Genomic DNA, 12912 nt, shown 5'->3' with positions numbered 1-12912 from the left:
TAGTGGCTATTTAATTGAAAAGTTGTTTGACGATAGTCAGTTCTTCTTGCGCATTTTCCAACACATCAAGCGAATCGTTAGGGTCTCGGAGCAACTTGGTCAGCCGATTATAAGCAGGTACAGAAGATGCTTCTGGGTAGTGACTTTTGTGAGGGGTGTTTTTAAAACTGAGTAATTGGGCAACAATGACTAAGTCCGTATAGTTAGCGGGTTGATCATTTTTGCGCTCCCAGTTTTCAGCATTAACGGCTAACTCAACGAAGTCTTCAGTGAAATTCCACTTTTCTAATACCATCTTGCCGATAACAGGGGAGAGCTTTTCAAGCGTCTGTTGTACTTCGGTTTTGTTATGTATTAAATTTGGGTGTTTGTCTGCATGAGTTAAAATAGGTATGGATCCGATATCGTGTATCAAGCCGGCTAACATAGCCTTGTCAGTATCAAATCCCTTAAGCTTTTTTGCCATGACAGCGCAAATTCCTGAGACATCTCGGCTATGTAACCATAACGCTGAGATCAAATCCTTTACGTCTTTTGTTTTAGCTGTGAAAACCATCCTCATGGTAAAAGTGGTAATGAGGTTGCTGATGGCTTTTATTCCTAATCGAGTGATCGCAAGCGGGAGGGCTTCGATTTTTTCTCGTCCCCTAAATAAGGGACTATTTGCAACTTTGATTAGCTGAGCGGTAATAGCGGGGTCTTGTTGGGTGATTTTTGCAATCGTGTCTGACGTTGCATGAGGGTCTGTGATAGCAGCGCGAACTTTTACCGCCGTTTCTGGAATAGATGGCAATATTAGTTTACCCGCTTGCATTTCTTGGGTAACTTCAAAGTAAAGTTGGTTATACAGTAAGGAGTCCTGACTATTATCAAGAATCTCAACGTTGTTATTGGGCAGGACCTCGTTTAATAAATCATCTAATGTGTTGCGCTTAACAGATAAAACGGTGACATCTCCAAGTGCAACGGCTGTGGCTTGGTGAGGAGATGTATTATCAATGGGAAAGCGGGCTTCCATTTGACCACCTTCTATAATTCTTTCTTTTTTGTTACTAAACGTTAGCTGTATTTTACCTTCTAATAAGTAAGTTTGTTTGTCATCACTACTACCCTCAGAAAACAATATGCTATTGGAATCATATTGTTCCGTTTTCACCATTTCTTTAAGTTGCTGCTTGCTATTATCAGAGAAGTTTCTGATAGGAAATAAGGTGTTAACTTCTTCGTTTGTTAAGCTTCTAATGGACATTTTTTATACTGCTTTTTTAAACTGCTTTGTAAGTTATGATTTGAGTTAAAATTATCATTAATCACCAATCATCCTATTATTCAGTTAAATATAGCCCTTTCTATGCCCTTATGACAATTAAAATACAAAAAATAAAGACAATTAATGAACTCATTACTGAGGGCGCTAATTTATTTGCTGATGCAGGGCTTTATTTTGGCCATGGGACAGATAATACACTAGATGAAGCCAGTTATATTGTGCTGGGCATCACAAAGAATTTACCGTTAGATAATGAGCAGATATTATCTTCAGAGGTGAGTGTTGATGAACAGCAAAAAGTTTTAGATGCTTTTGAGCGTAGAATAGTAGAAAGAATTCCTGCTGCCTATTTAGTGGGTGAAGCGTGGTTTGCTGGCCTACCTTTTTTTGTTGATAATAATGTTCTTGTCCCTCGTTCGCCATTCGCAGAACTTATTGAAGACCGGTTTGCTCCTTGGGTGGATAGCTCAAAAATAAATAGTATTCTAGATTTATGTACCGGTAGCGGTTGCATAGGGATTGCTAGTGCGTTTAGCTTTCCTGAGGCAAAGGTTGATTTGGCTGATATTTCAGCGTTGGCGTTAAATGTTGCTAATAAAAATATACAGCGGCATAAACTTGCAGACAGGGTAGAGGCTATAGAGTCAGATTTATTTGAAGGCTTGGCGAATCGGCAATATGATCTGATTATTAGTAACCCGCCATATGTTGGGCATGAGGAGCTTTCTAATTTACCTGACGAGTTTTATAAAGAACCTCAACTTGGTTTGGATGGTGGAGTATCAGGTTTAGAATTGGTGCATAACATTCTTGTGAAGGCTCCAGAATATTTAAAAGAAGGTGGGGTGCTTTATGTTGAAGTTGGAAACACAGATGAGGCTTTGCAACAATGTTACCCAGTAGTCCCCTTTCTATGGCAAGAGTTTGAGTATGGTGGACATGGTGTTTTCATGTTAACGAAAGAAGAATTATTAAAATATCACACGCTATTTCAAGCTAAACTAGCGTAATTAATTAACAGTAATAATACGAATATGTCAGGAAATTCAATAGGAAAAATTTTTACGGTGACTAGTTTTGGAGAAAGTCATGGTCCGGCTATTGGCTGTATTGTAGATGGCTGTCCTCCGGGCTTAGAGCTATGCGAGGCAGACTTACAAGGTGATCTTGATTTAAGAAAACCTGGTACATCAAGACACACAACACAACGACGTGAAGCTGATGAAGTAAAAATTTTATCGGGTGTGTTCGAGGGGAAAACAACAGGGACTTCTATTGGACTGTTGATACAAAATACAGACCAGCGTTCTAAGGACTATTCGAATATCAAAGAAACCTTTAGACCTGGGCATGCAGATTATAGCTACCAGCAAAAGTATGGTTTTCGTGACTATCGTGGTGGTGGTCGTTCTTCTGCCCGTGAAACGGCAATGAGGGTAGCCGCTGGCGGTATTGCAAAAAAATATTTGCGAGAGAAATTTGGTGTTGAAATTAAAGGGTATTTGGCTCAACTAGGACCAATTAAAATTGATGTGGTTGATATGGCCTATGTCCATGAAAATCCATTTTTTTGTCCAGATCCCAGTAAAGTAGGTGAATTAGAAAACTATATGGATGCATTGAGAAAATCAGGCGATTCTGTTGGTGCAAGGGTCAATGTTAGTGCAACAGGTGTCCCTGTAGGGTTGGGTGAGCCGATTTTTGATCGCCTTGATGCCGAACTGGCGCATGCTTTAATGAGTATTAATGCCGTCAAAGGTGTTGAAATTGGAGGGGGCTTTGGCTGTGTGGAGGCGCTAGGTACGGCGTTTCGAGATGAAATAACGCCAGAAGGGTTCCTCAGTAATCATGCCGGCGGTATTTTAGGAGGTATTTCTACTGGTCAGGCGATTTCGGCCAGTATCGCCTTGAAACCCACATCCAGTTTACGAATTCCTGGTCAGTCTGTCGATATACATGGGCAGCCCATAGAAGTTGTTACTAAAGGACGACATGATCCTTGTGTAGGCATTAGAGCAACCCCTATTGCAGAAGCGATGATGGCCATTACGTTAATGGATCATATGCTAAGACACACAGGACAAAACAGTGATGTGAAATCAGCGGCACCTATTATTCCAGCGGGAGACAGCTCGTTATAGTGTTCACTAATAGTCTGGCATAAGGTTTATTTCGTTGGCTAATCAAAAATTGCCTTATTGGCGGTTATCTGGGTTCTATTTTTTTTATTTTGCATCCTTAGGTGCGCTGACGCCGTATTTAGGCCTGTATTTAAATTCTATTGGCTATATGGCTGTGCAAGTAGGTTTAGTTTTTGCTGTGATGCAGGGAACTAAGCTGGTTTCGCCGAGTATTTTAGCTTGGATATCTTCAGGGTTTAATGACCGAATGAGACTGATCCAGTTGGCCTCTTTTGTATCCGCGGCGGCTTATACCTGTGTGCTATTTGAGCAAGAATTTGTTGCTATCTTGTTGATATTTTTTGTTTTTAGTTTTTTTTGGAATGCCATGTTGCCGCAGTTTGAGGCAGTGACATTAACTAAATTGGCGCAGCGAACAAACCTATATAGCGGAATAAGGTTATGGGGTTCGGTGGGGTTTGTTGTGACGGTGTTGGGTGTTGGCTATGTGCTGACAGTCATCGGTTTAGATGAATGGCCGCTCTTGGTCAGTCTGTGCTTGGTGATGATTTTTTTATCTAGCTTGCTGCTGAGTGAAAAAGGGCGAAAAAAACATCCAACAAAGGGACCTACGATTTATTCCATTTTGAGCAAAAAGGCAATAGTCGCATTTTTTATGGTGGTTTTTTTAATGCAAGCCTCACATGGAGCCTATTACGCATTTTTTTCGATATTACTCGATAAGCTAGATTACAACGAAACTGAAATAGGCCTGTTATGGTCGTTAGGCGTCTTTGCTGAAATTGCGATATTTATCATAATTCAGAAGCTTTTTCATCATCTTCAATTACGGTTTGTTTTATTGTTAAGTATATTTTTAACCATTATTAGATGGTTAATTATTGCTTGGCTAGCAGAAAGTTTGGTCGCGCTGTTAGTGGCGCAACTATTACATGCCGCATCTTTTGGCTCATTTCATGTTGTTTGCATACAGTTAACACATCACTACTTTAAAGGTGCGGCGCAAGATAAAGGCCAGGCTTTATATACGAGTATTGGTTATGGGGCAGGTGGCATGTTTGGTGGGCTGCTAGCGGGCTTTCTTTGGGATGGGTTTGGTTCGCAATGGGTATTTACTATGGCCTCTTTCTTGAGTGCAATAGCATTTTTTGTTGCATGGAACTGGGTGGAACGAGGTAATTCTGAGGACTTAGCAGCCACAGGCGAAGGCATTAGTTCTGTCTAATTAAGCGCTGATATGATTTCAACAGATGAACAAATAAACTAGCAGTTAGTTTATGCTTATATGTGTTATTGATAGAGGCTTTATAAACAACTAATATCGTCAGTACTGCTGGAATCTTCAACTAGTTGTACACGGTAAAGGGCTTCTTTTATGGGGCTTATCTACATGATTTAATATGGACGAGCGAAATAGGGGTATTCATCATGCAATCATCAGGTTCTAAAAAATTAACGATTGGGATCTCTTCAATGGCATTATTTGATTTAGTCGAATCGAATAAAGTGTTTGAAACAGAAGGCAAAGCAGCGTACTGCGCTTATCAAATTGCTAGGGAGGATGAGAGTTTAAACCCCGGGGTGGCTTACCCTTTGGTGAAAAAGCTTTTGGGCTTGAACAAGCGATTACCTGAGGCATCAGTTGAGGTGATTTTATTATCAAGAAATAGCGCCGATACTGGACTTAGGGTATTTAACTCAATACGCGAACATGATTTAGATATAAAGCGTGCTGCTTTTACCAGTGGTAATAGCCCGTTTGGTTATATCTCAGCCTTTGAAGTGGACTTGTTTCTCTCAACCTCTCCAGAAGATGTACGTAAGGCGTTGGAGGTAGGGCATGCTGCAGCGACTATTTTGTCTGGTAAAGGCACGGATGCTGCTAATGATCAGTTACGGATAGCCTTTGATGGTGATGCGGTTATTTTTTCTGATGAATCGGAGAGAATATATAAGGAAAAAGGGCTGGATGCGTTTACTGAAAATGAGCAGGTATCAGCTAAAGAACCGATGTCTGGCGGTCCCTTTAAATCCTTTTTATCTGCCTTGCATAATTTACAAAGTCAGTTTGCTGAAGAAATATCTCCTGTTCGCACAGCGTTGGTAACGGCTCGTTCAGCGCCAGCCCACGAGCGTGTTGTTCGAACGCTTCGTTCTTGGGATATTAGAATTGATGAGGCGCTTTTTTTAGGTGGGCTAGCAAAAGGTGAGTTTTTAAAATCATTTGGTGCTGATATTTTCTTTGATGATCAAGCAGCGCACTGCGAGTCTGCTCAACTACACGTTGCTACTGGACATGTGCCTCATGGCGTGGCAAATGAAGATTAGTTGTTAAGGTCAAAGTCAAAACGCATGATGTCGGAGGGTTCTTGTAAGAAATAGCCCTGTACTGCGTCAATACCAAGGTTCCAAAGTAGCGCGAGTGTATTTGCATTCTCAACCGACTTTGCAATTGTTTTTACGTTATTTCTGCGAGTAACTTGAATAAGATCTTTAATGGTTTGTTGTGACTCTTCATTGTTAAGTAAGTTTTGACTAAACGTACCGTCTATTTTTAAGTAATCAACATGGTACTCTTTTAATATGCTGTCAGTGATTTGACTAAAACCAATCTGGTCAAAAGCGATTTGACAACCACACTCTTTTTTAATGACGGTGATGAAATTCTTTAAAACAGTAGGTTCAATTTTTACATCGGAAAAGCTGATTTGGAAAACCAATAAACTGGCATCTATATTATAGAACTTTAATTCACTCACAAGCGTTTCTATGAACGGTGTATTTCGGTAGGTAATATTAGAGATAGAAATAAAGAATTTTCTTTTAATCCCTTGGCGAGAGGCTTCTTTGATTTGTTCTAGGGTGCTTTTCAATACCCACTCATCAAGCTGGCTGATTAAGCCGGTTTTTTCGGCTGTTAAAATAAAATGATCAGGTGGGATATGTGCATTCTTGCTATCAAGAATCCTAAGTAGCACCGCATAATTTTCAGTTTTTTTCTGGGATAGTTCCACAATGGGTTGGTATAACGGGTGAAGTCTGTCTTGTTCTAAAGCAGATTGTATCAAATGCGTGTTTTTTGCCTCATCGATGATAACGGTTAAGGGTGTCGTGACAGAATCAAAGACATGAATTTGGTTGCCACCATGAGAACTGGCTTTGTCACAGGCTTTATCAGCCTGTGAGGTGAGTTGTTTAGAGGTGGTGACTCGCGGGTCAATAAAACTAACACCAATACTTAAGGTTAATTTAATGTATTGGCTATCATCGCCAAAGAGGGTGTTGTTAACTTGGGTTAGTATTTTTTGACAGCTTAACAAAAATTCAGAGCGCCCAAGCTCATCTGAAAACAAGGTGAAGACAGCATCACCATAGCGCGCAAGAATATCATTTTGCGAGCAGGTTTCGTTAATCGTGCGGCTTAGGGAGCGAATAACGTCGTCGGTATAATTAATACCATGCTGTTCTCGAATAGTACGGAAGTCATCAATCAGAATAATGGCCAGCGAGCCATGTGCTTCTTCACTGGCTATCTCTTTATCAATATATTCAGTCACAAATCTTTTGTTGTACAAGCCAGTTTCATGGTCAAAGGTTCGTAGGTCGGTGAAGCCTTTTTCTACGCTACTCCATGCATCTGGGTTATGAACCAGGATTTGTGTGCAAAGCTGCTCTTTAACAAAGCAATGCGTCTTATAGAGAGTGGTGACAAATGAGTCGCCATCTCGAGTTTGTATAAGAACCGATAAGACGGTTTCATCGGGTAACGATTCTAGCGACGTATTGAAGTTTCTTTTAGGCAGGTTGCCACGCACAGGGCATGATGTTGGGCTACTGAACTCCATGACGGGTGTGCAAATAATGTTCTCATCATCAGGGATGCTAAAAATACGTTTATAGGCTGAGTTGGTCGCCCAATATTGCCCATCGTAGATAAGCGCGACACCGTCTTCGGTATGTTTTAGAAAAGACTCGAATCGGTAAGATTCATTTTTAAACTGTGAATTAACCTGGTGTAATAAATATTTATTATGTTGTAGGGTTACTTCACGGGCGATAGACTTAGCGACCAAAAGAACAGGGTTAAAGCTGCGAATATCGATAATGTTGTTAGCATCGTAACGCTTGACTTCATCACTGCTTAAGTGTTTTTCTGTCAATAGAATGACGGGGAAGTGAAGAAAGTATTGTTTTACTTTTCGTATTAAATCTTCGTTTTTTGAGTCATCGTCGTTTAGTTTTACAACAACTAAGTTCGCATCAGCGTATGACTCAGATTTTAGGCGGCTAGCAGTTGTTGGTGTTAAAACAACATCGGTTTTAGTTGTGTTCAATGCAAGCTCTAAAGCCTTACTTTCTTTTGTTGAAAAACCAACAGTTAATACAGTCCGCTTAGTCATCTTTCAGCCAATTATTAGATTACTGCTTACCATAATCTAGATCTGATTCTTTTAACACTGTGTAATGGTTAAAAACTTGATTTGTTTCTATTATTTTATCAAGGCGGTAAGTGTTAAGGGTGTCCTTTGTTTTTAAGATGATGCTTTTAGCTGTATTGTTTAGTAGTAGAGGGGTGATAATTGAGTCTGGTTGATGAATACTAGGAATGCCTTGGAGGAAAATAGCCGGTTTAGGGGGGAGCTCCTTATTATGGAACTTGATATTGGCAATTTTAAGATTAGGCGACATCATTTCTACACCAACAGAAATATCGCCGTCCTCAAGTTTATTGATGCGCCTAATGATAGCGAGTTGAAGGGGGCCAGTTTTTGTTTGGATGCCAATAAGGTCATTTGCATTTAAAAGGGCTTGGTTATTAGCAGCAATTTGAAACCTTAGCCCTTGTAAGCTGATATCGTTCATTGTTGCTTCCATTGAGTGACCTTTTTCACCTGGCTTTATAAGGTTTTTAGTCCAAATGCTGTTTGCAGACAGTGAGTTTTCGGCGGAAGCTTTAAGCGCTTTGTTTACGTCGGTATCATTTATTGTATGTTGGCTTTTGTAGCGTTCCTCTATTGGTATTAAGTGTAGGTTATCTATACCGAAGTCGTGACGAGGTTTTGTTGTTTGAGCGGGTTTTTTGCCAAAGTAATCGGGGTTTTGTTTAAGAACCAACGCCCTAATAACACTGTCGAAACCAGGGTAAACGGTTAACTCCTCAGTTTGTTCATACCTCGGTGATTGTCGGCTTTGTTGAGTGCTCCAGCTAGGTAATAGTTGCTGGATTACTTTTTTTGACAAAATAGGTTTCTCAGGAGTCATTGAAATAGTGACCTGTCTTTCTGGGGCGACAAGTTGATCACTTTGTATGAATTGAACAAGAAGCTTATTGTCTATAAAACGGCATTGATCATGCGCTTTTAAAGTCGCCACATGGGAAATCGGTTTAGATGATGAAAGGTCAATATAAAAGCTTGTTGATACCTCTTGGTTTGAGGACATTGTTATATTATTAGCTTGCAAGGATAAAATACGTTGGATCGTTTTGATATCACCTTGTCTAAACCGGTTAGGGCGAGCTAAATTAAAAAAATGAATTTTCTTGAATTCATTTTCTATCGTAGTGTGGCTGTTACCGTTTACTTTAAGGTAATCAAGTTGATGTACTTGCAAGTCTTCAGCGAGAGTAAATAAGGCGTTGAGCGCATTCCAAAAGCCAGCGTCAGTGGGTTTGTAAACTAGGGACTCAAAAAACTGAATAATACCCAGTAGCTCTACGGCCCTATGGATAATAAGGCCCTTTTGGTGTTTAGAAAAAATAGGAGTATCGTCACCGCTCTCATCAGCGCTGTTTTTAGCAAAGTATGCGGAGCATATAATATTTTGATAAACAGCTTGGGCGTTTGTTAAAACCTTTAATGTTTGTGTTGAAAGCTCAGCCTGCTTTTGGCTTAACGGTAACTTGGTTCCCTCTGTTGCTTTAAGGTAGAGAGTTGTTAGTTTTATAACATAAGGGCTAACTACCTCAGAAATTTTAAATTCAGTGTAGGGGGCAACGGTCGTTGATAATAGCCCTTGCGTTGCTGTCAACATCATTCCTGCTGTCGATGCGGCGTCTAAGATCGGCAAGTCGTCTACCCACTCTTGGCAGGATCTTGTATTAGGCTCAAAAGGCAAATCTACGTGAGATTTAGTTGCGACAGGCCCAATTCTATCCGTGAATTTTTTGTGCATATCCATGTGGTGTTTCTTAAGTCAGTATTTATTTAAGGTGTGTTTTAAATTATTTTTTATAAGTTAGGTTTGATTATGCGCCTTATTTTAAGGAAAGTTAATATTTGTAGATAATAATGTTTTATAAGGCTTGCCGGCTTCTTCGCGTACCAGCTTAGGTACTAAATAACCTGGGAGTTTTTTTTGAAGGTGTTGGTATACATCAAACACATGCTCCATCTGTGTATCGAAATGCATAGCACCGTTTACCTTGTCAAGAACGTGTAAGTAATAGGGGAGGGTGTCGCAGTGGAATAGACGGTGGCTTAACTTAGTTAAGGTTTTTGCATTATCATTTATGCCCCGTAATAATACCGTTTGATTGAGTAAAGTAAGCCCCGCTTTTTTTATAGCAAACAAAGTGTTAGAAACACTATCATCTAACTCGTTTGGGTGGTTGGCGTGAATAACCATAATGACTTTTTTATTTGTTGAGGAAAGTATTTCCAATAATTTTTTGCTTATCCGGCTAGGCAACACAATGGGTATTCTTGAATGAATACGAATACGCTCAATTTGTGGCAGCTGTTCGAACAAGTCAAATAAGTGCTCAAGTCTGGTATCACTTAGTGTTAACGGGTCGCCACCACTGAGAATGACCTCGGTTACCTCTGGGTGTTCAATGAGGTACTGTTTAATAGAGTCAAGCTGTGAGCGGTTTGCACTATTGTCAGTATATGGAAACTCACGACGAAAACAGTAACGACAATGTATTGCGCAGGCCCCCGTGCTAACCAGTAAAATACGACCATAATATTTATGTAACAAGCCGGGCAAGACACTGGCTTGGCTGTCACCAACTGGGTCATTTAAATAATCTGGGTTTGTTAAAAGCTCACTAGGGTCGGGGAGAACTTGCCGAAGCAGCGGATCATCCCAATCAGACTTTTTAATGCGCTGTGCGTAACTTTTTGTGACCAGAAGTGGAAAATCTTTAGCTGCTTCAGTATGAAGGCTAAGGTCGTCAATATTAAGGTTTAAAAAACACAATAAGTCATTGATGTTTGTAAAGGCCGATTGGAGTTCTTGCTGCCAGCTCGGAATTAAAGAAGTTTTTTCTGTGTTCATCATATTAGCCATTATAATGACCATTAATTGAAGAACTTTATAATTTAACTATATTAATTAACGAGAATTTACATGGCCACTTACAGTACAAATGAATTTAAAGGCGGATTAAAAATTATGTTGGATAATTCGCCATGCACGATTGTTGAAAATGAATTCGTGAGACCCGGTAAGGGGCCTGCGTTTAGTCGAGTAAAGATTCGTAATTTAAAAACAGGTAGGGTCATTGACCGCACGTTTAAGTCGGGCGAAACCGTTGAAGCGGCTGACGTAATGGAAACTGAAATGTCTTATTTATATAACGATGGGGATTTTTGGTACTTCATGGATGATGAAACGTTCGAACAAGTATCCGGTGATGCAACCGCAGTTGGCGATGCTGCAAAGTGGATAAAAGAACAAGATAAATGTATTGTGACTTTATGGAATGGGGCGCCTTTATTGGTATCGGCACCAAATTTTGTAGAGCTTGAAGTGACCGACACCGACCCTGGCTTAAAAGGCGATACTTCTGGCGGTGGTGGTAAGCCCGCAACATTAGAAACAGGTGCAGTTGTTCGAATTCCTTTATTTGTGCAAATTGGCGAAGTGATTAAGGTTGATACTCGCACAGGCGAATACACTTCACGTGTGAAAAACTAGTTTTTAATTGACTGACCTTAACAATAAGCAATGGCCGCCGACTTGTTCAGCGGCTTTATTGCATCAGCGTGCCGAGCTTTATCGAACGATCAGGGCTTTCTTTATAGAAAAAGCTGTTCTGGAAGTCGAAACGCCGGTGCTTTCAGCAGCAGCAAGTTGTGATATTAATTTAGATAGTTTTTGTACGGCCCTGTCGGCGTCTCAAAAACTGTACTTGCAAACGTCACCTGAATTTGCCATGAAGCGTTTGCTGGCTGCGGGCTCGGGTTCTATTTATCAAATAGCAAAATCATTTAGACAGTCTGAACGGGGGCGTTTTCATAACCCTGAGTTTACGTTACTAGAATGGTATCGAGTGGGTTTTAAGCTGGCTGATTTAATCAATGAAATGGTTGAGTTGTTGATGCTCTGTTTCGGGCAAAATTTGGCGTATAGAACGGTCACGTACCAACAACTATTTCAGCAATTAACCGGGTTAAACCCTCATCAGCTTACCTACAGTGATTTAATGGCCTATGCGACTACGCAAGGCAACCCAGAGGCGAGTGATATTTGTGGCGGGAAGTTATCCAACGGCCTAGATTACGTATTCAGTCAATATGTTCAGCCGAAGCTTAAAAAAGACCTTGTTTATTTTGTAACCAATTACCCTGAATGCATGGCGATGTTAGCCCAATTAGATGAAGGCCCGCCCGTGACCGCTAAGCGTTTTGAGGTGTACTTTAATAATGTGGAGTTAGCGAATGGTTATGAGGAGCTAACCGATGCTGCTGAACAAGCTAGGCGCTTTCGAGATGAGTTAACACAAAGAGAGCAAGGTGGCTTAGATGGTTTGCCGATGGACAAAAATTTATTAGCCGCGCTTGCACATGGAATGCCCGAATGTTCAGGCGTTGCCTTGGGCTTAGATAGGCTGTTGATGTTAATGACAGGCGCGAACGCCATTGATGATGTTTTAACGTTTCCGATTGATCGAGCTTAATTGTCTATCGTGTAAATAAGATAAGGTGAGCAGGGCAGTGATGGCGCCAATTAGTGCAAACATCATGTCTGACTGTGTATCCCAAATGTAGCCTTGCGTGCCTAAGAAAGCGTCTGCGCTTTTGCCTGACGCTAATGCAATCCACCACTCAATTAACTCATAAAATGCACTCACGGCTAAGCACACGCAGATGACAAAAAAATTCATCCAGCGTGATGACGTTATAACATCTTGTCGTATGACAATTTCCCGAGTAATAATCGCTGGGGTGATGCCTTGAACAAAGTGCCCAAGTTTATCGTAATTGTTTCTTTCTGAGCCCATTAGCTCAGCCAAGGCATCAAAAAGAGGGACTTCAGCATAAGTATAATGAGCACCAACCATCAAAATGACAGCGTGTATTAAGATTAATAGGTAGGCCAGCGTGGTGAGTGGGAAGGTCTTGCGGGTAAAGGTTAAAATTATTAACGCAATAATTGCCGGAAGGGCCTCAAGTAACCATGTTAGGGCATCATTGGGTGCTATGGCAGACCATAGTAATGTGCTGAAAAAAATAAAAAGCCAAGCCGATGTGTAAACCGTGTTGGTTTTCAATT

At 40.6% G+C, this 12912-nt stretch carries 11 protein-coding genes; 6 read left to right on the top strand and 5 right to left on the bottom strand.

The genetic code is table 11. From position 1 onward, the window contains the following. Window positions 1–10 precede the first annotated feature (10 nt). A complete protein-coding gene (locus Q91_RS07730) occupies window positions 11–1249 on the bottom strand; it encodes an HDOD domain-containing protein (protein ID WP_015006331.1) in 1239 nt (412 codons plus the stop codon). A gap of 110 nt (window positions 1250–1359) precedes the next feature. Here Q91_RS07730 and prmB point away from each other — a divergent pair, with 110 nt between their 5' ends. The 4 genes from prmB (at window position 1360) to Q91_RS07710 (ending at window position 5739) form a co-directional block, all read left to right on the top strand. Further along, entirely contained in the window at window positions 1360–2280 is a 921-nt protein-coding gene (prmB, locus tag Q91_RS07725) for a 50S ribosomal protein L3 N(5)-glutamine methyltransferase (protein ID WP_015006330.1), read from the top strand. Between the two features lie 24 nt (window positions 2281–2304). Continuing rightward, window positions 2305–3411, top strand: a complete 1107-nt coding sequence (gene aroC, locus Q91_RS07720) for a chorismate synthase (protein ID WP_041230526.1) — start codon at window positions 2305–2307, stop codon at window positions 3409–3411. A gap of 34 nt (window positions 3412–3445) precedes the next feature. Then, window positions 3446–4636, top strand: coding sequence for an MFS transporter (locus Q91_RS07715; RefSeq protein WP_015006328.1), 1191 nt, complete (start codon window positions 3446–3448; stop codon window positions 4634–4636). A gap of 203 nt (window positions 4637–4839) precedes the next feature. Further along, a complete protein-coding gene (locus Q91_RS07710) occupies window positions 4840–5739 on the top strand; it encodes a 5'-nucleotidase (RefSeq protein WP_015006327.1) in 900 nt (299 codons plus the stop codon). Here the strand turns inward: Q91_RS07710 and Q91_RS07705 are convergent. From Q91_RS07705 to epmB, 3 genes are all read right to left on the bottom strand, one after another. Next, complete coding sequence (locus Q91_RS07705) at window positions 5736–7811, bottom strand: EAL domain-containing protein (protein ID WP_015006326.1); 2076 nt, start codon at window positions 7809–7811, stop codon at window positions 5736–5738. The two genes, Q91_RS07710 and Q91_RS07705, sit on opposite strands and share 4 nt — an antisense overlap. A gap of 19 nt (window positions 7812–7830) precedes the next feature. Further along, on the bottom strand, window positions 7831–9591 hold the full coding sequence (locus Q91_RS07700) for a hypothetical protein (RefSeq protein WP_015006325.1): 1761 nt from the start codon (window positions 9589–9591) through the stop codon (window positions 7831–7833). A gap of 81 nt (window positions 9592–9672) precedes the next feature. After that, a complete protein-coding gene (epmB, locus tag Q91_RS07695) occupies window positions 9673–10704 on the bottom strand; it encodes an EF-P beta-lysylation protein EpmB (protein WP_015006324.1) in 1032 nt (343 codons plus the stop codon). Window positions 10705–10764: 60 nt separating this feature from the next. On the opposite strand from epmB, the gene efp reads away from it, so the two are divergent. Together efp and epmA are read left to right on the top strand one after the other, a co-directional pair. Then, on the top strand, window positions 10765–11334 hold the full coding sequence (gene efp, locus Q91_RS07690) for an elongation factor P (protein WP_015006323.1): 570 nt from the start codon (window positions 10765–10767) through the stop codon (window positions 11332–11334). A gap of 7 nt (window positions 11335–11341) precedes the next feature. Next, entirely contained in the window at window positions 11342–12316 is a 975-nt protein-coding gene (epmA, locus tag Q91_RS07685; protein ID WP_015006322.1) for an EF-P lysine aminoacylase EpmA, read from the top strand. On the opposite strand, the gene Q91_RS07680 is transcribed toward epmA, so the two are convergent. Further along, window positions 12290–12910 carry a DUF2238 domain-containing protein gene (locus Q91_RS07680; RefSeq protein WP_020162436.1) on the bottom strand — a complete coding sequence of 207 codons (621 nt, stop codon included), beginning with the start codon at window positions 12908–12910 and terminating at the stop codon, window positions 12290–12292. The genes epmA and Q91_RS07680 overlap by 27 nt on opposite strands. Between the last annotated feature and the right edge of the window lie 2 nt (window positions 12911–12912).

This window comes from Cycloclasticus sp. P1 (assembly GCF_000299965.1).
Lineage (GTDB): Bacteria > Pseudomonadota > Gammaproteobacteria > Methylococcales > Cycloclasticaceae > Cycloclasticus > Cycloclasticus pugetii.
The sequence above is the reverse complement of the archived record's forward strand: the minus strand, read 5'-3'. Positions and strand labels throughout refer to the sequence as shown.

Bases quoted from the DNA above. Each gene is read 5' to 3' on its own strand.
- Q91_RS07730 (WP_015006331.1), bottom strand. From the start codon at position 1,249: ATGTCCATTAGAAGCTTAACAAACGAAGAAGTTAACACCTTATTTCCT.
- prmB (WP_015006330.1), top strand. From the start codon at position 1,360: ATGACAATTAAAATACAAAAAATAAAGACAATTAATGAACTCATTACT.
- aroC (WP_041230526.1), top strand. From the start codon at position 2,305: ATGTCAGGAAATTCAATAGGAAAAATTTTTACGGTGACTAGTTTTGGA.
- Q91_RS07710 (WP_015006327.1), top strand. From the start codon at position 4,840: ATGCAATCATCAGGTTCTAAAAAATTAACGATTGGGATCTCTTCAATG.
- Q91_RS07705 (WP_015006326.1), bottom strand. From the start codon at position 7,811: ATGACTAAGCGGACTGTATTAACTGTTGGTTTTTCAACAAAAGAAAGT.
- Q91_RS07700 (WP_015006325.1), bottom strand. From the start codon at position 9,591: ATGGATATGCACAAAAAATTCACGGATAGAATTGGGCCTGTCGCAACT.
- epmB (WP_015006324.1), bottom strand. From the start codon at position 10,704: ATGGCTAATATGATGAACACAGAAAAAACTTCTTTAATTCCGAGCTGG.
- efp (WP_015006323.1), top strand. From the start codon at position 10,765: ATGGCCACTTACAGTACAAATGAATTTAAAGGCGGATTAAAAATTATG.